Annotated in this window: 22 protein-coding genes and 1 tRNA gene; 14 read left to right on the top strand and 9 right to left on the bottom strand. The window is 63.9% G+C overall.

Going from position 1 to position 19,144, the window contains the following annotated elements; translation table 11 throughout:
- Positions 1–307: 307 nt before the first annotated feature.
- Positions 308–514, top strand: coding sequence for a hypothetical protein (locus ABIA90_RS29160; protein ID WP_063982481.1), 207 nt, complete (start codon positions 308–310; stop codon positions 512–514).
- A gap of 14 nt (positions 515–528) precedes the next feature.
- On the opposite strand, the gene ABIA90_RS29155 is transcribed toward ABIA90_RS29160, so the two are convergent.
- Positions 529–1,236 (bottom strand): GntR family transcriptional regulator, encoded by a 708-nt coding sequence (locus ABIA90_RS29155; protein WP_085398689.1) that lies wholly within the window; start codon positions 1,234–1,236, stop codon positions 529–531.
- Positions 1,237–1,490: 254 nt separating this feature from the next.
- Between ABIA90_RS29155 and ABIA90_RS29150 the strand changes: the two genes are divergently transcribed.
- The 6 genes from ABIA90_RS29150 to ABIA90_RS29125 all read left to right on the top strand — a co-directional run bounded on the left by ABIA90_RS29150 (position 1,491) and on the right by ABIA90_RS29125 (position 7,076).
- Entirely contained in the window at positions 1,491–2,477 is a 987-nt protein-coding gene (locus ABIA90_RS29150) for an ABC transporter ATP-binding protein (RefSeq protein WP_063982479.1), read from the top strand.
- Between the two features lie 42 nt (positions 2,478–2,519).
- Positions 2,520–3,809, top strand: coding sequence for an ABC transporter substrate-binding protein (locus ABIA90_RS29145; RefSeq protein WP_354120524.1), 1,290 nt, complete (start codon positions 2,520–2,522; stop codon positions 3,807–3,809).
- 4 nt (positions 3,810–3,813) lie between these two features.
- Positions 3,814–4,773, top strand: coding sequence for an ABC transporter permease (locus ABIA90_RS29140; protein WP_354120710.1), 960 nt, complete (start codon positions 3,814–3,816; stop codon positions 4,771–4,773).
- A 3-nt stretch (positions 4,774–4,776) separates the two neighbouring features.
- A complete protein-coding gene (locus ABIA90_RS29135; RefSeq protein WP_063982477.1) occupies positions 4,777–5,655 on the top strand; it encodes an ABC transporter permease in 879 nt (292 codons plus the stop codon).
- A 20-nt stretch (positions 5,656–5,675) separates the two neighbouring features.
- Entirely contained in the window at positions 5,676–6,407 is a 732-nt protein-coding gene (locus tag ABIA90_RS29130) for an aspartate/glutamate racemase family protein (protein ID WP_354120525.1), read from the top strand.
- A 177-nt stretch (positions 6,408–6,584) separates the two neighbouring features.
- On the top strand, positions 6,585–7,076 hold the full coding sequence (locus ABIA90_RS29125) for a hypothetical protein (RefSeq protein WP_166091991.1): 492 nt from the start codon (positions 6,585–6,587) through the stop codon (positions 7,074–7,076).
- Between the two features lie 234 nt (positions 7,077–7,310).
- Here the strand turns inward: ABIA90_RS29125 and ABIA90_RS29120 are convergent, their stop codons facing one another.
- The 3 genes from ABIA90_RS29120 to ABIA90_RS29110 all read right to left on the bottom strand — a co-directional run bounded on the left by ABIA90_RS29120 (position 7,311) and on the right by ABIA90_RS29110 (position 8,889).
- On the bottom strand, positions 7,311–7,691 hold the full coding sequence (locus tag ABIA90_RS29120; RefSeq protein ID WP_354120526.1) for a hypothetical protein: 381 nt from the start codon (positions 7,689–7,691) through the stop codon (positions 7,311–7,313).
- A gap of 228 nt (positions 7,692–7,919) precedes the next feature.
- Complete coding sequence (locus tag ABIA90_RS29115; RefSeq protein WP_028150041.1) at positions 7,920–8,450, bottom strand: gamma carbonic anhydrase family protein; 531 nt, start codon at positions 8,448–8,450, stop codon at positions 7,920–7,922.
- A 109-nt stretch (positions 8,451–8,559) separates the two neighbouring features.
- On the bottom strand, positions 8,560–8,889 hold the full coding sequence (locus ABIA90_RS29110) for a DUF6949 family protein (RefSeq protein ID WP_354120527.1): 330 nt from the start codon (positions 8,887–8,889) through the stop codon (positions 8,560–8,562).
- Between the two features lie 223 nt (positions 8,890–9,112).
- Here ABIA90_RS29110 and ABIA90_RS29105 point away from each other — a divergent pair, with 223 nt between their 5' ends.
- Both ABIA90_RS29105 and ABIA90_RS29100 read left to right on the top strand, forming a co-directional pair.
- Positions 9,113–9,820, top strand: coding sequence for a hypothetical protein (locus tag ABIA90_RS29105; protein ID WP_354120528.1), 708 nt, complete (start codon positions 9,113–9,115; stop codon positions 9,818–9,820).
- 26 nt (positions 9,821–9,846) lie between these two features.
- Positions 9,847–10,287: a PaaI family thioesterase gene (locus tag ABIA90_RS29100; protein WP_354122488.1), complete on the top strand. Its 441-nt coding sequence runs from the start codon at positions 9,847–9,849 to the stop codon at positions 10,285–10,287.
- Positions 10,288–10,327: 40 nt separating this feature from the next.
- Here the strand turns inward: ABIA90_RS29100 and ABIA90_RS29095 are convergent, their stop codons facing one another.
- Together ABIA90_RS29095 and cysE are read right to left on the bottom strand one after the other, a co-directional pair.
- A complete protein-coding gene (locus ABIA90_RS29095; RefSeq protein ID WP_007602550.1) occupies positions 10,328–10,546 on the bottom strand; it encodes a DUF3126 family protein in 219 nt (72 codons plus the stop codon).
- Between the two features lie 124 nt (positions 10,547–10,670).
- Positions 10,671–11,495, bottom strand: a complete 825-nt coding sequence (gene cysE, locus ABIA90_RS29090) for a serine O-acetyltransferase (RefSeq protein WP_014494283.1) — start codon at positions 11,493–11,495, stop codon at positions 10,671–10,673.
- 277 nt (positions 11,496–11,772) lie between these two features.
- Here cysE and ABIA90_RS29085 point away from each other — a divergent pair, with 277 nt between their 5' ends.
- Positions 11,773–13,149 (top strand): hypothetical protein, encoded by a 1,377-nt coding sequence (locus ABIA90_RS29085; RefSeq protein WP_354120529.1) that lies wholly within the window; start codon positions 11,773–11,775, stop codon positions 13,147–13,149.
- Here the strand turns inward: ABIA90_RS29085 and ABIA90_RS29080 are convergent.
- Positions 13,135–13,890, bottom strand: coding sequence for an alpha/beta fold hydrolase (locus ABIA90_RS29080; protein WP_071912591.1), 756 nt, complete (start codon positions 13,888–13,890; stop codon positions 13,135–13,137). The genes ABIA90_RS29085 and ABIA90_RS29080 overlap by 15 nt on opposite strands.
- A 114-nt stretch (positions 13,891–14,004) precedes the next feature.
- On the bottom strand, positions 14,005–15,141 hold the full coding sequence (locus tag ABIA90_RS29075) for a hypothetical protein (RefSeq protein ID WP_354120530.1): 1,137 nt from the start codon (positions 15,139–15,141) through the stop codon (positions 14,005–14,007).
- Between the two features lie 330 nt (positions 15,142–15,471).
- On the opposite strand from ABIA90_RS29075, the gene ABIA90_RS29070 reads away from it, so the two are divergent.
- Both ABIA90_RS29070 and ABIA90_RS29065 read left to right on the top strand, forming a co-directional pair.
- Positions 15,472–15,717 (top strand): zinc-finger domain-containing protein, encoded by a 246-nt coding sequence (locus tag ABIA90_RS29070; protein WP_007602543.1) that lies wholly within the window; start codon positions 15,472–15,474, stop codon positions 15,715–15,717.
- Positions 15,718–15,736: 19 nt separating this feature from the next.
- Positions 15,737–16,939 carry an FAD-dependent monooxygenase gene (locus ABIA90_RS29065; RefSeq protein ID WP_354120531.1) on the top strand — a complete coding sequence of 401 codons (1,203 nt, stop codon included), beginning with the start codon at positions 15,737–15,739 and terminating at the stop codon, positions 16,937–16,939.
- A 21-nt stretch (positions 16,940–16,960) separates the two neighbouring features.
- Here ABIA90_RS29065 and ABIA90_RS29060 read toward each other — a convergent pair whose 3' ends face one another.
- On the bottom strand, positions 16,961–17,386 hold the full coding sequence (locus tag ABIA90_RS29060; RefSeq protein WP_071912587.1) for a twin-arginine translocation pathway signal: 426 nt from the start codon (positions 17,384–17,386) through the stop codon (positions 16,961–16,963).
- A 175-nt stretch (positions 17,387–17,561) separates the two neighbouring features.
- Between ABIA90_RS29060 and ABIA90_RS29055 the strand changes: the two genes are divergently transcribed.
- Together ABIA90_RS29055 and ABIA90_RS29050 are read left to right on the top strand one after the other, a co-directional pair.
- Positions 17,562–17,650, top strand: a tRNA-Leu gene (locus tag ABIA90_RS29055).
- 233 nt (positions 17,651–17,883) lie between these two features.
- Positions 17,884–19,089: a phospholipase effector Tle1 domain-containing protein gene (locus ABIA90_RS29050; RefSeq protein WP_354120532.1), complete on the top strand. Its 1,206-nt coding sequence runs from the start codon at positions 17,884–17,886 to the stop codon at positions 19,087–19,089.
- Positions 19,090–19,144: the final 55 nt, after the last annotated feature.

The raw sequence follows: 19,144 nt of genomic DNA, 5'->3' as shown, positions 1-19,144 counted from the left end.
GCGATGCAGCTATGGATTGATGCCTGCAAACCGCATCGAGTCAATTTGCAACCACAGGGAGGTTTTGCAAATCAGCCATACGGAGCGAAGAGAAGCGTCCCCATCAAGTTGGATAGGCAAATGGGTAAGTGCACCTGTCGCACTCGCGTCGAACTCAAATTAAAACGCACTATCGATTTCGACCCGCCAGCAACGGTAGATTGCAACTTTCTCGCTCGGGAGTACGATCCTGCGCGGTCTACGCGACTTGAGCCGCTGGGCAGGAGGGCTTGCGGTCGTCTGTAGAATTCAAATGACGAGGCGTAACATGGTGGCGCAAACGAGTGACGGACGCATCCTGCTGGCCAAGAAGCTCGGCGGGCTCATCGCAATCATCTTGGGATGCCTGCTGACGGCCGTAGGCGTGACGTTCGAATACAGCGGCATGACTTTCGTCGGCGTGTTGTTGCTCGTCCTCGGAGCCGTCCTGCTGGTGCTCAAGATCATGAGGCGAAATCAGGAACGTCCGTTCTGACAGACGGCAGGCGGTCACACGCCCAGCACGTCGGCGAGCCGCAACTCGTCGGCGGCGGGATCCTTCAAGAACAGCTCGGCCTCGATCTCGTCCAGATGTGACAGCATCTGCACGCGCGCAGCCTGCTTGTCGCGCTTGCGGATCGCGGCGACGATGCCGGCGTGATGATCGGTGCCACAGGCCGGCGTGTCGTGGCGGCGGTAGAGCAGGATGATGAGCGAGGAGCGCGCGATCAGCTCTTTCAGGAAGCCAAGATAGATGCTGTGGCCGCTCATCTCGGCGACGAGACGGTGAAACTCGCCGGAGAGCCGGACCGAGGCGCGCGCGTCACCGCGCAGCTCCGCCTCGCGCTCCTCGGCGAGATGCTGCTGGAGGCGGTCGATCCAGGCCGGTGACACCGCATCGATCGCGTGATCGACGATGGTTGGCTCGATCAGGCGGCGCGCCTCGAACACTTCACGGGCATCGCCCGGCGTCGGCCGCGCGACGAAGGCACCGCGGTTCTTCTCGATGTTGACGATGCCCTCATGCGCAAGCTGCTGGAGCGCTGTGCGGACCAGCGTGCGGCTCGCGCCGTAGATCTCGCCGATCTCGTCCTCGCCGAGCTTCGTGCCCGGCAGCAGGCGATGCTCGAGGATCGCGGCGGTCACCCCCTCCCTGATACGGCTGACGCGATCGTTCGCATCTGGCGCGTCGGATTTCGGGTGAGTCTTGGCGGCCATGGGTCTGAGGGCTCGATCGGCGACGTTCGGCCTTGAATGTTAGTCGACGACCTGTATCCAATCACAGGCGAAAGTTTATACAATCCGCGCCCGTTTTGTGTGCAGCGAGGCAGACGGGCGCTGGGACGGCCGAAGGCGGCGGATTCGATCTAACGACCTGACTCTGCTGCACAGTTCTGGAATTCAGCCGGCCAAGGGCGGTTGGCACGGACCTTGCGGAGAGACGGGAGCATCGCCCCTCCCTTGGACACGCCATGGCCACTCCCGCCGCTCTCGAACTGGTCGCCGTCACCAAGCGCTACGACACGACACTGGCGGTCGACACCGTCAATTTGAAGATTCCGGCCGGGACCTATTGCTGCCTGCTCGGCCCCTCCGGCTGCGGCAAGACCTCGACCTTGCGGATGATCGCGGGCCATGAGGCGGTCAGCAAAGGCGACATCATTCTCGGTGCGCAGAACGTGACCGACCTCGAGCCCGCCAAGCGCGGCACGGCGATGATGTTCCAGTCCTACGCGCTGTTTCCGCATCTGACCGTGCTCGACAATGTGGCGTTTGCGCTCAAAATGCGAGGCGTCGACCGCGCGACCAGGCACAGGCGCGCCGGCGAATTGCTCGAGCTGGTGGCGATGACACCCTATGCGGGCCGGCTCCCGGCCCAACTCTCCGGCGGCCAGCAGCAGCGCGTGGCGCTGGCTCGCGCACTGATCACCGAGCCGCAGATCCTGCTGCTCGACGAGCCGCTCTCCGCGCTCGATCCGTTCCTGCGGGTGAGGATGCGCGGCGAGTTGAAGCGCCTTCAGCGCGAGCTCGGCATCAGCTTCATCCAGGTCACCCACGGCCAGGAAGAAGCGATGGCGCTCGCCGACCACATCGTGGTGATGAACCAGGGCAGGATCGAACAGCAAGGCACCGCGCGCGAGATCTTCCACCGCCCCCGCACCGAATTCGTGGCGCGCTTCATCGGCGGCCACAACGTCCTCAGCGACGCCGGAAACCTCATCGCCGTGCGCGCCGATCAGCTCGGCATCGCGCCGTTCGCCGAGGGCGCGTTCGGCGCGCCGGCGCTGCTGACCCAGACCGAGTACCAGGGCTCCTACATCGCCGTCTCGCTCACGCTCGACGACGGCACCGCCCTGTTCTCCCACCTCCCCGAGGCCGCCTTCGACGTCCACCCGTTCCGTCCGGGCGATCGCGTGCTGGCCACCTGGGATCCCGCCAAGGCGCAACGCCTGCAATAGCGCCGATCGATCACTGGAATGCGCAACAGAGGAGTGACTGATATGACCGAGACCACCAGCACGAAGGGCGTCAGCCGCCGCACGCTGCTCAAGGGCACCGCGGGTCTCGCGGGCCTCGCCGCCGGCTCCGGCGCCATCACCGGCTTCCCCTATGTGAAATCGGCCGATGCGAAGGTGCTGCGCTATCTCGGCACCGCCGTGAACGAAGGCGACGACATCTCCAAGCAGTGCCTCAAGGACACCGGCATCAAGATCGAATACATCACCGCGACCACCGACGACGTCACCAAGCGCGTGATGACCCAGCCCAACTCCTTCGACGTGCTCGACACCGAATATTTCTCGCTGAAGAAGATCGTGCCGTCGGGCAACATCCTTGCCCTCGATGCCAAGAAGATCAAGGAATTCGACAACATCACGCCGGTCTTCACCAAGGGCGAGACGCCCGGCGGCAAGAAGATCGGCGGCCAGGGCACGGCGCCCTGGAAGGTGCTCTATCTCGAAGGCAAGGACTCCAAGAAGTTCGCGACGTCGGCGACCGAGTTCGTCACGCTGATCCCGACCGTCTACAACGCCGACACGCTCGGCATTCGCCCCGACCTGATCAAGCGGCCGATCAGCTCGTGGTCGGAGCTGCTCAATCCCGAATTCAAGGGCAAGGCCTCGATCCTCAACATCCCCTCGATCGGCATCATGGATGCCGCGATGGTCGTGGAAGCCACCGGCAAGTACAAATATGCCGACAAGGGCAACATGACCAAGGAAGAGATCGATCTCACCATGAAGGTGATGACCGAAGCCAAGAAGGCGGGGCAATTCCGCGCCTTCTGGAAGGACTTCAACGAGAGCGTCAACCTGATGGCGTCAGGTGAGACCGTCATCCAGTCGATGTGGTCGCCGGCCGTGACGAAGGTGCGCTCGATGGGCATCCCCTGCACCTTCCAGCCGCTGAAGGAAGGGTATCGCTCCTGGGCCTCGGGCTTCTGCGTCTCCAAGGGCGTGTCGGGTGCGAAGCTCGAATGGGCCTATGAGTTCGTGAACTGGTTCCTGTCCGGCTATGCCGGTGCCTATCTCAACCGCCAGGGCTACTACTCCGCCGTGCTTTCCACCGCGAAGGCGCACATGGAGCCCTACGAATGGGCGTACTGGATGGAAGGCAAGCCGGCCGAGAAGGACATCAAGGCGCCCGACGGCTCACTGCTCGAGAAGGCCGGCGCGGTACGCGACGGCGGCTCCTACGAGGACCGCATGGGCGGCGTCGCCTGCTGGAACGCCGTGATGGACGAGAACGATTACATGGTCCGCAAGTGGAACGAGTTCATCGCGGCCTAACGTGATGGACACGTCAGAGGACATCCTGCAACAGGCGTCCCCGGGATTGATCCCGGGGTCTCGCACGGCGCGCGCCGCGAAAGCGACGCGCCTGTCGCCCTCCTTCATCTCCTGGCTCCAGGCCGGACCGATGATGCTGGTGTTTCTCGCCTTCTTCCTGATCCCTCTGGTCTTCGTCGTCATCGTCTCGTTCTGGGACTACAACGAATACCAGCTGCTGCCGGCCTTCTCCGGCCGCGGCTACACCGACACGTTCGAGGGCTGCATCGCGCAGCTCCCCGATCTCTGCACCATCGCCAAGACCTACCTGAAGACGCTGAAGCTGTGCTTCCTGGTCTGGGTCATCACGCTCTTCATCGGCTTCTGGGTCGCCTACTTCCTCGCCTTCCACGTCAAGTCCAAGACCTGGCAGATGGGATTGTCGCTGCTCTGCACGATCCCGTTCTGGACCTCCAACGTCATTCGCATGATCGCCTGGATCCCGCTGCTCGGGCGCAATGGCCTCGTCAATTCCGGCCTCGTCAAAACAGGTCTGATCAACCATCCCGTGGAATGGCTGCTGTTCTCCGAATTCTCCGTGGTGCTGGCGCTGGTCCACCTCTTCACATTCTTCATGGTGGTGCCGATCTTCAATTCGATGGTGCGGATCGACAAGTCGCTGATCGAGGCGGCCTATGATGCCGGCGCCACCGGCTTCCAGACGCTGGTCAACGTCATCATCCCGCTCTCCAAGCCCGGCATCGTGATCGGCTCGATCTTCGTCATCACCATCGTGATGGGCGACTTCATCACCATCGGCGTGATGGGCGGCCAGCAGATCGCCGCCGCCGGCAAGATCATCGAGACGCGGGTGAACGCGTTGCAATTCCCGGCTGCCGCCGCGAACGCCGTGATCCTGCTCATCATCACCTTCCTGATCATCACCATGATGTCGCGCATCGTCGACATCAAGAAGGAGCTCTAGAGCATGAAGGAGGGACGCCCGCGCTCGTTCTACGTGCTCGCGATCTTCTTCGCGGCCTATGTGCTGTTTCTCTACGGCCCGATGATCGCGATCTACGTCCTCTCGTTCCAGGGCCCGCAGGGCGGCCTCACTTTCCCGATGAATGGCGTGTCGACCTTCTGGATCGCAAAACTGTTCCAGGGCACCGGCATCGTCGATCTCGGCGCGGCCTTCCGCCGCTCGCTGCTGCTTGGCCTGATCGTGATGGTTGTGACCGTCGTGCTGTCGGTCGCCGCCGGCATGGCCTTCCGCCGCAAGTTCAAGGCGCAAAGCATTTTGTTCTACTCGGCGATCGCGAGCCTGATCGTGCCCTCGATCATCACCTCACTCGGCATCTCGCTTGAATTCCGCATCATCGACGATTTGATCAAGGCGCATTGGAACGAGAATTTCGAGACCTCGATGGGCCTGCTGACCTCGGGCTTAGGTGCGCACCTGACCTGGACGCTACCGTTCGGCCTGCTGATCATGTTCGCGATCTTCAACCGCTTCGATCCCAGGCTCGAGGAAGCCGCGCGCGATCTCGGCGCGACGCCCTGGCAGGCCTTCCGTCATGTCGTGCTGCCGATCATTCTGCCCTCCGTGATCGGCATCGGCCTGTTCGGCTTCACGCTGTCCTGGGACGAGCTCGCCCGCTCCAGCCAGGCGATCGGGGCGGTGAACACGCTGCCGCTCGATCTCCAGGGCCTCACCACCACCGTGACGAACCCCGACATCTACGCGCTCGGCACCGTGATCTCGGCGGTGTCGTTCACCGTGATCGCCCTTGCACTCGGCACCATCCACATGCTCAACAAACGGCAGGCGGCCAAGGGCTCGGATGCCGGCCAAGGGCTTGTCTGACAAGGGGCTTGTCTGAACTGATGCGACTGCACGTCGTCAATCCCAACACCACCGCGTCGATGACGGCGAAGATCGCCGCTGCAGCACGCAGCGTCGCCCTGCCCGACACATTGATCGACGCGCGCCAGCCCGCGATGGGCCCGGTCTCGATCGAGGGCTTTTACGACGAAGCCTTCGCCGTGCCCGGCATGCTCGGCTGCATCCGCGACGCCGACCGCGACGGCGCCGACGCCCACATCATCGCCTGCTTCGACGACACCGGCCTCGACGCTGCGCGTGCCGCCGCGAAAGCGCCGGTGATCGGCATCGGGGAAGCCGGCTTCCACATGGCGAGCCTGATCGCGGCGCGCTTTGCCGTGGTGACGACGCTCGGTGTCTCGATCGTGCCGATCGAGCATAATTTGCGGAAATACGGTCTCGCCGAGCGCTGCGCGCGCGTCCGCGCCGCCGAGGTCCCGGTGCTCGCGCTCGAGGAGCGCAATACTGATGCTCTCGGCAAGATCTCCGCGGAGATCACCGCCGCGGTCCGCGACGATCGGGCGGAAGCCGTCGTGCTCGGCTGCGCCGGCATGGCTGATCTCGCCGCCGAGCTCGCCTCCACACATGGCCTGCCCGTGGTCGACGGCGTCGCCGCGGCGGTCACGCTGGCAGAATCACTGGTGCGGCTGGGACTGAAGACCTCCCGACTCGGGCCCTATGCGGCGCCGCGCTCGAAGACCTATTCCGGACCGTTTTCGCAGTTTCAGCCTTGATCCCGGCTCTTTTCGAGGACCTTCAGGGGTCCCAAGATCAGCTGATTGCTGGTTTTTTGCCGTTAGCCTCTTTTTGGTCCCATTTGTTGCCGAATGGTAACACTTTCGGGACGTCCCGGCGACCTCTGGTTGCCGCACTTCGCCACTCACCAAGTTTCAATTTGGGTTTTGTCAGCGATGATCGATCTCGCCCAGGACAGGCCGTCCAACCCCCTCCTTCGCCTTGGCGCCCAGCCGATTGCGCTGACCGCCGCAGCCCTCCTGCTCCTCATCGCCGGCGTGACCTCGATCGCGATCTGGCGCGCCTCTACCGGCGCAACTCCTGAGACCGACCGGGTGGTGGCGTCGCGGCAGCTCCAGGCCCGCACGGCCCAGGCATCCGAGCAACTCGTCGAGAAGACCAAGGGTCTGGAGGCGACCCAGCAGGAATCGATCGACCAGCTCCAGGTCGTGCAGGACCAGCTCCAGACCATGAAGCGCCTGATGGCGGCGCAGCAGGCCGACACCAAGCGCCTGTCCGAACAGGTCACGACGCTGAACGAGTCCATCGACGGCCTTCGGCAGTCCTTTGCCAGCGTCCGGGCCACGGAAGCGGAGACACCCTCGGTTACCCGCAGGAAACCGTCGCGCCGTGTCCACGCCAGCGCCCGCAAGCGTTCGCGCGGCTAGCCGGGTCAGGACCTGCGACTTAAATTTTTCCACATGTGAACTGGATCACATTCCCCCGTATGATTCCGCGCCATGCTCCCGGTTACCGGATGGCGTGAGCCGATTTCAATGTCCGGGGCTGGCAAGGTCGTTGACGGTATACTGCGTCAACGGCCTTGTTCTTTAATGGGCTAGCTTGAGCCCCGCTCCGATGGAATCGGAGCGGGGCTCAAGCTTTTTGCAGCTGTCAGAACGCTATTCGCAGACATCCACGCGGCGGACACGCCAGCCTGCCGGCGTCATGACGCGCTTCCGCGCCACGTAACAGCCGCCGTAACCGCCGTCGTCATAGCCGGTACCATAGTAATAGGGATCGCCGTAACCATAGCCGTAGCCGTAATAGCCGCCATAGTAGCCAGCGCCGGCGAGACCTGCCCCGATCGCCACTCCGGGCCAGAAGCCGCCGCCACGCCAGTGACCGCCATGGCCCCAGCCGCCGCCATGGCCCCAGCCGCCGCCGCCGTGGCCCCAGCCGCCGCCACCATGACCGAAACCGCCCCCCGCCTCAGCCGCCTGCGGCGCCGACAAGCCGACTGCCGCGACGGCCAGCGCCGCCATCATCATCTTGCGTAACATCACTCGATCCTCCGCGTGGAGACGTTCCACGCTCAAAGCGGGACCAAGCTAACGTCACCCGCGCTTTCCTGACAGCCTCACTGTCTCACTTCCGCGCGAGCATCAGCAGCCGCGATCGAAGCAGGTGAATCCGAAGGAAGCTGACGCGCGGCGCGAGCGGACCGCTACGCGGCGGCCATGCCTATATCGAACCGTGATGCGCGGACCGGAGGCGGCCCACGGCTATTCTCAGCCGATCCGCTTCAGGCCTTTCTTGAAGCGCGGGCCGTTGGCCACGTAGAACCTCGCCGCACTCCCCATCTTCTGCACCTGGGCGTCGTCGAGCGTGCGGATCACGCGCGCGGGCGAGCCGATGATCAGGGAGCGTTCGGGAAATTCCTTGCCCTCGGTGATGACGGAGCCCGCGCCAACGATGCTGTTGCGGCCGATCTTCGCGCCGTTCATCACGATCGAGCCCATTCCGACGAGCGCGCCCTCCTCGATCGTGCAGCCGTGCAGGATGACGTTGTGGCCGACGGTGCAATTCTTGCCGATGACCAAGGGAAAGCCGAGGTCGGTGTGGCAGGTCGAGCCATCCTGCACATTGGCGCCCTCGCCGATCTCGATCCATTCATTGTCGCCGCGCAGCACGGCGCCGAACCAGACGCTCGCACCCGGCTTCAGGCGCACGCGGCCGATCACGGTCGCGGTCTCGGCGATGAAGTAATTCCCGTCGGCGGGAAGATCGGGTGCCTGTCCGTCGAGCTCGTAGATCGCCATGGGGTTCTCCTGTCGCGTCAACCCCAGCCATAGCGAAACGGCGACGCTGAGGCAAAGGGCCGCCGCGCCACGCAGCCTGGGACGCCGAGCGTCCCGTGCAACGGAAGCGTCAGACCAGAACGCCGGCGGCGCGCAGCGTCATCAAGAAGAAGGTGCCGCTCATCATGCTCCAGAAGCCGGCGATGACGGTCGCCATCATCACGAATTCGACGCGGCGGCTTTCCACCCGCATGCCGCGCAACGTGTTGCGCATGATGATGAAGGGCGCCGCGAAGACCAGGAACGGAACCGCGGCAAACGTCTTCGGCGCCACGCCGTCCTGCAACAGGCCGAAGCCGGCAGGCCGCTGCGCGACCGCCTGGTAACCGTTCACGAGCGCGCCCGCGAGCGCGAAACCGATGCAGATCGAGAACAGAGAATTGAAGGCTTCAGGTGTCATCGGAACGGTCCGCCCTTACGCAACGCCGGAGCCTTCCTGTGACAAAGAGTGCCGGTTAACGCTACATTATCCTTAAGGGAAGGTTAACGTCGGTGGCCGATCCGCGCAGGGCCCTCCCCCGTCCCGGCGGCCGGGAACGCTCCGCGAATTCGCCGCCGCATGGCATATTCGCCGCTGATTCGTCGGCCACCGGCCGACTTCCCGGTTCGACTTGCGCAAGCTCATGACGATGTTTTCGGCAGCTCCCCTCAGGTCCTCCAGGACGCACCCTCGGGCGCATGTCGTCCCGATCGTGCTCGGCGGCATTGCGGCGCTGGGCGCGGTGGCGCTCGTCGCCTATTTGCTGTGGCCGACCTGGGGCTCGGGCGGCGCGAATGCTCCGGACCGGCTGCCGGTGAGTGTCGGCGGCACGCTGTTCAACGTTCCCACGACCGCGATCCGGATGAAGATCCAGCGGCACTCCGGCCCGCAGGAGCGCATCGATCTCGACTTCCTCTACCCTTCGCTTGAGCCGCCGGGCGCGCCGAAACATGTCACCGCCGACACCGTGGAAGAGGCGATGCAACCGATCGACCGTGTCTTCCTGTCGATATCGGCGCATCACGATGCGCTGGCGCCGGAGCAGCGAACAGCCACGATCTATCCGCGCTATCTCGACCAGGCCGCGACCAGTGCGGCGGACGGGCTGACGATGCGGATGTTCCGCGCCGACACGCCCTATGGCAGCGAGGACTTCTATTCCGCGACAAGCCCCGCGCTGACCGCTCGCTGCACGCGCGATGCCGCCACGCCCGGCATGTGCCTTTCCGAACGCCGTGTCGGCGGCGCCGATCTCACCTTCCGCTTTCCGCGGAGCTGGCTGTCGCAATGGCGCGATGTCGCGGAAGCGCTGGACCGGCTGTCAGCGCAGCTGCGCGGACCGAAGGGCTGACCCCCGATCGCTTTGCGCCGCATTGACTGGCTGATAGGCTCGTCGCCAACAACATCAAGCGCGGTGATCGACGTGACCGATGCAGCAGCAAACCTGCCTCCGGGCGCCCAATTGTTGGGCGCGAATGGCTCGGCTTTGACGAGGGCGGGCGTGCCCTGATCCGCTTCCAGGCTCAGCCCGCGTTCACCAACAGGCATGGCACGACCCAAGGCGGCTTCCTGGCGGCGATGCTGGACTCCGCCACCGGGATTTGCGCGCTGGCCGCGCTTTCTCCTGACCTGACCGTGGTCACAAGAAGCTTAGACACGCGCTTCCTGAAGCCCGCAGCAGTTGGACCGATCACGGCAAGGGCACGGGTCATCGAGCGGACGGATCGCGACATGGTCGTGCAAGCCGAGCTCGTCGATGCGGACAGCATCATTGTCGCTGATGCCACGGCGCGGCTGCGCATTCTATCAAAGAAATAGGTGCGGCGTCGCGACGCGCGCGACGCCGTCAGGCGCGAGACTATTCCTGATCGACGAGATCGTCCTCGAGGATCGCCATCTGGAATTGGAACGAGCGATCATCATCCTCGTCATCGACGAAGAGCACGCCGATGAACTCCTCGCCGATATAGACCTCGGCGGAATCATCCTTCTTCGGCCGCGGTACGACGCGGATCTTGGGATTGCCGAATACGCGCTTCAGATACGCGTCGAGCTTCCTTACTTCCTTGACGTCCACGGCAAGTCTCCAATCGAAATCTGGGTTGGCGGGGTTTTAGGACGAGACGCGACGAACCGCCAGCATGAATTGCCAAAGAATTTGGGGACGAGCAGGGCCGGAGAATCCGGCCCGTTTCTCTAGCTCAAAGTCCCATCGCGTTGATCATCTGATCCATGGTGCGCGACGGCTCGGCGCAGCCGGCCTCACCGACGATCTTGGCGGGCACACCGGCAACCGTGACGTTGTGCGGCACCGGCTTGACCACGACCGAGCCGGCGGCGATGCGCGCGCAATGACCGATCTCGATGTTGCCGAGGATCTTTGCGCCGGCGCCGATCAGGACGCCGTGACGGATCTTCGGATGACGGTCCTCGTTCTCCTTGCCGGTGCCGCCGAGCGTAACGCCGTGCAGGATCGAGACGTCATCCTCGATCACAGCGGTCTCACCGCAGACGAAGCCGGTGGCGTGGTCGAGGAAGATGCCGCGGCCGATGCGCGCGGCGGGATTGATGTCGGTCTGGAACACCGCAGACGCGCGGCTCTGGAGATAATACGCAAAGTCCTTGCGGCCCTTCAGATAGAGCCAGTGCGCGAGGCGATGGGTCTGGATGGCGTGAAAGCCCTTGAAGTAGAGCAAGGGGTCGATGAAGCGCGACGTCGCGGGATCGCGGTCGTAGACGGCGACGAGATCGGCGCGGAAGGCGTTGCCGAGATCGGGAGCCTCGCGCAGCGCCTCGTCATAGGTCTGGCGCACGAGATCTCCCGACAGCGCGGAATGATCGAGCCGGTCGGCGAGACGATGGATCACCGAATCTTCCAGGCGACTGTGATGCAGCACCGTCGAGTAGATGAAGGTCGCAAGCTCTGGCTCGCGATGGACGATGTCCTCCGCCTCGCCGCGGATCCGATCCCAGATCGGATCGAGCGTTGCGAGCTTTCCTCCCGGACTGACCTGATGCACTGCCATAGGATCTGCTCTTTCGAATTGGCTCATTTTGCTGGCTCTATACCACAGTCTACCCGACGAAGTCCCGACGGGCTTGCCTGAGAGTGAACAGTGAGTTGCTCCGCGAAAGCACGCCAACGCCTTGAAACACAACAGTTTCTTCTGACGCCCCCAGGCGGCGAGGTCGGCTCAAAATGGTCAGGGTTTTGCCAAATTCAAGCCGGGCAGCGTCAAACTATTGGTGAATTCCGCCTCGACGGCTATTGCGGGCATGGTCGGGGAACACGACGGAGCGGATTTGAGCATCACCACCGATCAATTGCGCGCGGGCGCCGCGGGCTCGCTTTGGCTGCGGCTGGCGGCGGTGGGACTGCCCCTCCTCTTGATCGCGCCGGCGTTCTGGAACGGCTATCCGCTGTTGCAATGGGATACCGGCGGCTATCTGGCGCGCTGGTACGAAGGCTATCTGGTCCCGAGCCGCTCCACCGTGTTCGGCCTCTATCTGCACTACGGCGAGAGTTTCGGCTTCTGGATCAATCTCGCGGTCCAGTCGCTGGCGACGCTGTGGCTGTTGCAACTGACGCTGCGCGTACTCGGGTTGATGCAGACGTCTCGCTTCGTCGCGATCAGCCTCTGCCTGATCCTGTCGACCGCGCTGCCCTGGCTCGCGAGCATGCTGCTCACGGACATCTTTGCGGGGCTCTCGATCCTGTCCCTGTTCTTGCTGGTCGTCGGCGCGAGCCGGACGTCGGGCCTCGAAAAGATCTCGCTGTTCGTCTTCACCGCCTTTGCCGCCGCAACCCACAGCGCCACACTGGGCGTGCTGTTCGGGCTCTGCGCCGCCGGCTGGATCGTGCGGCCGTTCCTCGGCGCGCGCCTGCCGCTCGCCGGATTGGCGCAGGCAAGCCTCACCATCGTCGCGGGCGGCCTGATGCTGGTGTCGGCAAACCATGCGCTGTCGGGCAAATGGGCCTGGACGCCCGGCGGCTATGGCGTCGCTTTCGGACGCATGATGCAGGACGGTATCGTCGCACGCTTCCTGAGCGATCATTGCCCGCGCGAGCACTACAAGCTCTGTCCCTATCGCAACCAATTGCCGGCGACCGCCGACGAGTTCCTGTGGGGCAAGAGCATGTTCAACACACTCGGCCGCTTCGAAGGCATGAACGACGAGATGGGCTATATCGTCGTGCATTCGCTCGCCGACTATCCGGCGTGGCAGGCCGGCGCGGCGTTGCGGGCGATGGGCCAGCAATTGCTGCATGTGGCCACCGGCGAAGGCACTGGTGTCTGGATCGGGCACACCTACGGAATCATCGAGCGCTACATCCCGGCGCAAGTCGCGCCGATGCGCGCGGCGCGGCAACAGAATCACGGCCTCGATTTCGATCACGTCAACTGGCTGCACGTTCCCGTCGCGCTGGCCTCGATGCTGGCGCTGGTCGGGCTGCTCGCGCATGCGCTCGCAAGCCGCCGGCTCGACGATCTGACGCTGCTGGCGGCAACCGTCGCGCTGGCGCTGCTCGGCAACGCCCTCATCTGCGGCGTGATCTCGGGCCCGCACGACCGCTACGGCGCACGGATGGTGTGGGTCGCGACCTTCGTGGTCCTGATGGCGCTGGCGCGTCGTTTCGGTGAGGACGAGCCTGACGACGAGACCTCAGCCGCGGCGTGACAGGAAGTCGAGCACGCCGGTCTTGTAGACCTTGTCGCCGACCGCGCGCATGTGGTCGCGGTTGGGGATATCGAGCACTTCCGATCCCGGGATGATGGCGCCGAGCGCGCTGGCTGATCCTGCGACGTCGTCGGCGCTGCCGACCGCGATCAGCACGGGCACGTCGATGCGCGCGGCCTCTTCCTTCGTCATGAGGTCGCGGGTGCCGCGCAGACAGGCGGCGAGCGCACGACGGTCGGAACGGGTCTGATCGGCGAAGGCGCGAAACGTGCGGCCGACCGGATCGGTGACGTCGTCGAGCGAGGGCGCCTCCAGCGCCTTTGCGACATTCTCGCCGGGCCCGGTGCCCTCGATTAGGCCGCCAATTCCGATGCCGCCCAGGATCGCCGAGCGCAGGCGCTGCGACTCGTTGAGGGAGAGCCACGCCGTCATCCGTCCGCCCATCGAATAGCCCATCATGTCGGCCTGCGGAATCGCGAGGTGATCCATCAGCGCGAGCACGTCGCCGGCCATGGTCGGGATCGAGTACTGTGCGGGCTCGTAGAGCTTTGCGCTTTCGCCGTGGCCGCGATTGTCCAGAGCGATGACACGGCGGCCGTTCTTGCGCAGTTCCGAGACCCAGGTCGGATAGACCCAGTTCACGTTCTTGCTCGAGGCAAAGCCGTGCACCAGGATGATCGGATCGCCCTCGCCTTCGTCGAGATAGGCAATTTCAACGGCGCCGTTGTGAAAGCTCGGCATCACATGTTCCGCAATCTTGAGGGGAAAGTTTGATCTTAGAGCATGATCCGGAAAAGTGTGCAGCGGTTTTCCGGCAAGATCATGCCCAAACGATAGCCTGAAGCGTATCGCGCTTCAGGCCGTGAGGGCCCCGTCCGCCAGAGCGGCCTCGGCCGCGGCCTGCGCGCGGCGGAGCCGGCGCGCCCTTCTGCGATCGCACCAGGCCTGGGTCAGGCGCTCTGTCGCCGCCTTGATCGAAGACAGCAGGCCGAACAGCGTCAGTGCCGCGCCGAACAGCCAGAGCGCCAGATCGAACATGCCGCCGACGAGCAACAGCGCGCCGCGGCCGAGCAGCTTCATGATCGCGCGGGTCTTGCCGCCCTGCGCTTCCGCAAGCCGGGCCGCGCGCGCGACGTCCTTCGGGCCTTCGGCGATGCGCAGCGTATCCATGGCGCCGCGCGTGCCGGTCTTTTCGGCAACGCGGGTGACGTCCTTGCCGAGCCGGACCAGCGCACCGGCCTTCTCGGCACGGAACGCGGCCTTGATCGCGCTCGCGGTCTCGCCGGGGCGGAACACCGAACCCTTGGCGACGGCGTTCTGGAGCATCGGCGTATCGACCACCTCACGCGCCGACCGGCCGGCCCATGCGGCAAGTCCCTCGCCGAGCCGTCCGACCTTGCGGGCATCCTTCACCAGCGTCAGTCCAGCGCGCACGGGCGCGGCGCCGCCGACCGACACGTAGGTCACCGCCGTCACCGCAAGGCCGGCGGTCGCAAGGCCGAGCACCAGATGGTCGGTGTCCTCGCCCATGGCGAGACGCTTGCCCTCGCGCACGACGTCCCTGATGTCGCCGATCACGAAGAGATCGCCGGCGACGGTTCCGGACAGGCTCGCGACATCGTCGGCGTTGCCGGTGACGAGACCGGTGGCGAACCGTTTGGCGAAATGCCGCGTGGAATTTTCTTCATTGACCGCATCGCTCACGCGGTTGAGGAGGTCGTCGGGCAGCGCGATGTTGCGGTCACGCGCCAGCGCGACAAAACTGTCGGCGAGATCGGCGTCGCCGGCGGCGAGCGCGGCCTCGATATTGTCCTGAACCAGGCGGTCGTTCTGCCGCAGCAGCGCATCGAGCTTGAGCTCGGAGAGCGCCGCCGGATCGTCCTGGGCGGAGAGGAGCGCGCCGGCCTCGCGGGCATGCGGCGCTACCTGCGCGAGCATGAAGCTGCATGCTGCAATACCGGTCAACGCCGTGCTGATTCGCAGCCACTTCATGCCAAGAGTCATACCAAGAGTTGTGCCAAGAGCCTGGACGATCCCGAGATCATTGCGCCTGATGGTTCGTCTTTCGTCGCAGTTCCGCTCGTCCAAAGACATAGTATGCCAAAATTGCGACACAACGTCCCCGACGAAAGAAGGGCTTCTCTCAGGCCGCAAGATTGTGTCGAATTTGCATGAGCAAATGAGCATGGGGCAATTGCGAACCTTTCGGTTCCGCTGGACTAGCAATCATCTGCACCCAACAGTATGGTCCGCGGCGCCTCAAAGATGCCGCGTCAGTGTTTGATTGTGTCTGCCGCCATTGCCACTCCAGGATGAACTACGATGTCCGACCATGTCGTCCCGCACTTCCATAACGATGCCGGTGTCCCCGTCATCGAGATCGGCTCGCAAGAGTTCATGTGCGTCGGCGCCAATCCTCCGTTCGATCATCCGCACGTCTTCCTGGACCTCGGCAACGACAACGAGATCATCTGCCCCTATTGCTCGACGCTGTACCGTTTCGCCGCCGACCTGAAGGCCGGCGAAGCTCGTCCGCCGGAATGCGTGCTGAAGGACAAGGTGGCCTGACCGCCTCTCACGGTCAGGGGTGGCGCTCTCCCGAACGATTGTCATCGCCGGTGCCGGCATAGGTGGACTGACGGCCGCGCTTGCGCTCGCAGCCCGCGGCTTCCGCATCGTCGTGCTGGAAAAGGCCGAGCGGCTCGAGGAAGTCGGTGCCGGCCTGCAACTCTCCCCCAACGCCAGCCGCGTGCTGGTCGAGCTCGGCCTCACCGAGCGGCTCAAGCGAAGCGCCGTCACGCCTGAGGCGCTCTGCGTCATGAGCGCGCGGGCCGGCGGCGAACTGCTGCGCATGCCGCTCGGCGAAGCCGCTTCCGCGCGGGCCGGCGCGCCCTATTGGGTGGTGCACCGCGCCGACCTGCAATCCGCGCTGGCCGGTGCGGTCTCCGACCATCCCGATATCGATCTGAAGTTAGGTGCGACCTTCGAGGACGTGGCGCCCCACGCCAAGGGGCTGACGATCGTCCATCGTAGCGGCACGATCCGCCGCAGCGATCTCGCCAGCGCACTGATCGGCGCCGACGGTATCTGGTCGACGGTACGCCAGCATCTGTTTCCCGAGGTGCAACCGCGCTTCTCCGGCCTGATCGCCTGGCGCGGCACGCTCGATGCCACGCAACTGCCGAAGGATTTTACCGCGCGGCGGGTGCAGCTCTGGATGGGTCCGAACGCCCATCTCGTGGCTTATCCGATCGCCGGCGGGCGCCAGATCAACGTGGTCGCGGTGCTGCCGGGGACCTGGAACAGGCCCGGCTGGAGCACGCCGGGCGACCCCTTCGAGGTGATGGACGCCTTCGCGGCACCGCGCTGGCCATCGCAGGCCAGGATGATGCTCACGGCCGTCGACAATTGGCGCAAATGGGCGCTGTTCGGCGTGCCCGACGGCTGCCCCTGGAGCCAAGGACCGGTCGGCCTGCTCGGTGACGCCGTGCATGCGATGCTGCCATTCGCGGCCCAGGGCGCCGGCATGGCGATCGAGGATGCCGCCGTGCTCGCCCGGCATCTGAGCCTCGAGGCTGCCGAGAGCGCGGCCGGCATCACGGCGGCGCTCAAGCAATATGGCCGCGCGCGGCAGGCGCGGGTGCGGCAGGTGCAGCGGACGGCGCGGCAGCAGGGCCGCATCTATCATCTCGGTGGGCCGTTCGCGATCGCGCGCGATGTTGCGATCCGCGCGCTCGGCCCGGAGCGCATGCTGGCGCGGCAGGACTGGATCTACGGCTGGCGGCCGTGAGGCGGGCGCAATCGTGTCAACTCAGCGAACGGCGCTACCGGATTTCGGGGCGGGCTTGATGTCCGGCCGCTGCGGAGCAGAGGCCGCCGGCGCCGCACCGGGCGGCGTTTCCCGGCACCTATTGCGGCGCCAGGCCTCCTCGGCAAGTTGCGACTGCCCGCGCACCGCGATGTAGTCGTTGCGATAGGCGAGCTCGGACACGACGGCGCCTCCGGCCCCGGTCTCGGCCTTCTCCATCAGCTTCTGCAACTGCTCGGTGCGGCTGGCGAGCGCCTTACGCTCAGCCTCGAGTTGCTTGCAGTCGTACAATTCGTACTTGCCGGGATCGGCAAAGGCCGGTGCGACCGTCTCGGTCATGCTGGCGCAACCGGACAGCGCCGCGCCCGCCGCGAGCAGCGCCAGAAATGCGCCCGAGTCGCGCAGGCGAGAGGAAAACGAAGCAGCCATGCCGGATGAGTAGTCCCCGTGGATTGAGAATGCCTAAAGCAACAACAGATGTCCGGATTGAGGCTTTGCCTTGCGCAGCCGGCTCGCTTAAGGAAGAACCGCCCATCCGGCCCGCGAAACGCGCCAATTCCAGACGGCCGGAGGTGGACTTAACTAGTTGATCTCGTTGGATCAAGCGGGCATGGCGGAATTGGTAGACGCAAGGGACTTAAAATCCCTCGGCGCGCAAGCGCTGTGCCGGTTCGACCCCGGCTGCCCGCACCACGAACCACCGAGACTGTCCTCCTCCGCGCGAAAAATCGACAACCCGAGCGGAAAGCAGCCCAATCGATGATTCCAAAGTTGCCGGATAGGTCAGGCCGGTTGCATTTACACTCTAAGGTTGCTGGATTAGCCTAGCGTTTTTCGGGCGTCCTGCACGGCTGACCGACGACGAACCGAACTCAAAGGTCCCCTGCGCGAAAGACGCCAAAGGCATTTTGGCAGGAGAGCGCATTATGTTGGACCCTACAGAGGGGCAGCTCGATACGGATAGAACTGGCCAATCTCCTTTTCAGTCCGAGCCTACTCGGCCGAAACATATCATCATCGGAATCGACGGCACTTGGCAGGCTGCGTTCAAGGACATCTTCCAAAGTAACGTCTATCGGTTGAACTTGGCTCTCAACTACGAGGACCGAACACCGGCACGACGGCCGCAGGTTTTCATCTATTCGGCGGGCGTGGGCACAGCTAACCGCAGTTCGCAAATTATCGCCGGCGCAACCGGCGAGGGACTATCGGCAATCATTCTCGAGGCCTACATCAACCTTGTTGCCAACTACGTACCCGGCGACAAGATTTACATTTTTGGATTTTCACGCGGGGCGTTCGCAGCACGTGCCCTTAGCAGCATGATTTCCTACTCGGGACTGCTGAAAGCTGAATCTTCGGCACTGATTGAGCAGGCTTGGGCCTATTTTAAAGACGACGAATCCCCAAAAGCCAATTTCGCCGCACTCAAGGAACTAGCCGTTCATCCCGACGTCCGGGTTGAGTTCCTTGGAGTCTGGGACACGGTTTCTGGCCCTTACAAGAAGGAGCAGCTTCTCAAGCGACATCGATTTACGAATCTAGAGCTTGACCGATGCGTGAAGCATGGCGTGCATATCGTATCCATCGACGATAGCCGCAGTGACTATTCCCCGATCCTTTGGGAAGGAGCGCCGTGCTCAGGGCAGACGCTGGATCAGATATGGATGCCCGGTGTTCACGGCGATGTTGGGGGCGGCTATCCGGACGATTTTCTCGCAACGATGAGCTTATTGCTCATGATCGACAAACTCGCCGAATACTGCCCTGATATCGCGTTCGACAACAAATATGTTGAAGGAACGTTGCTCTCAATAATCGAAAATCAGGACGTCGTGATCAACAACGAGCGATCAGGTTTTTGGCGATATTTCGGACGCTCGGTCGCTCGAAACATCGAACGCAATGTCCTTTGTCACCACCGTGAGCATCCGCTGGTCTCAATGCTCCTGAATAAAACCGTTCGAGTCCGGAAAACTCAGCAGCCATATGCGCCGAGCTTTTTCATCCCCCGCGGCAGTCGCCTTGGCAAGGCCAGTCTTCAACCGCATTCCTGGTATATGAGGAAAGTGGAGGCAATCTTGCTGAGGAGATTCCCGTCGAGCATCACGATCCGAGATTCGGGACTTTAGCAGCGCAAGCGCTGTGCCGGTTCGATCCCGGCTGCCCGCACCATCAGAGCCGACG

Source organism: Bradyrhizobium sp. LA6.8 (genome assembly GCF_040547935.1).
In the GTDB taxonomy this organism is placed as follows: domain Bacteria; phylum Pseudomonadota; class Alphaproteobacteria; order Rhizobiales; family Xanthobacteraceae; genus Bradyrhizobium; species Bradyrhizobium barranii.
Note: the sequence above shows the minus strand (reverse complement) of the source record. Positions and strands in the feature narration are given on the sequence as shown.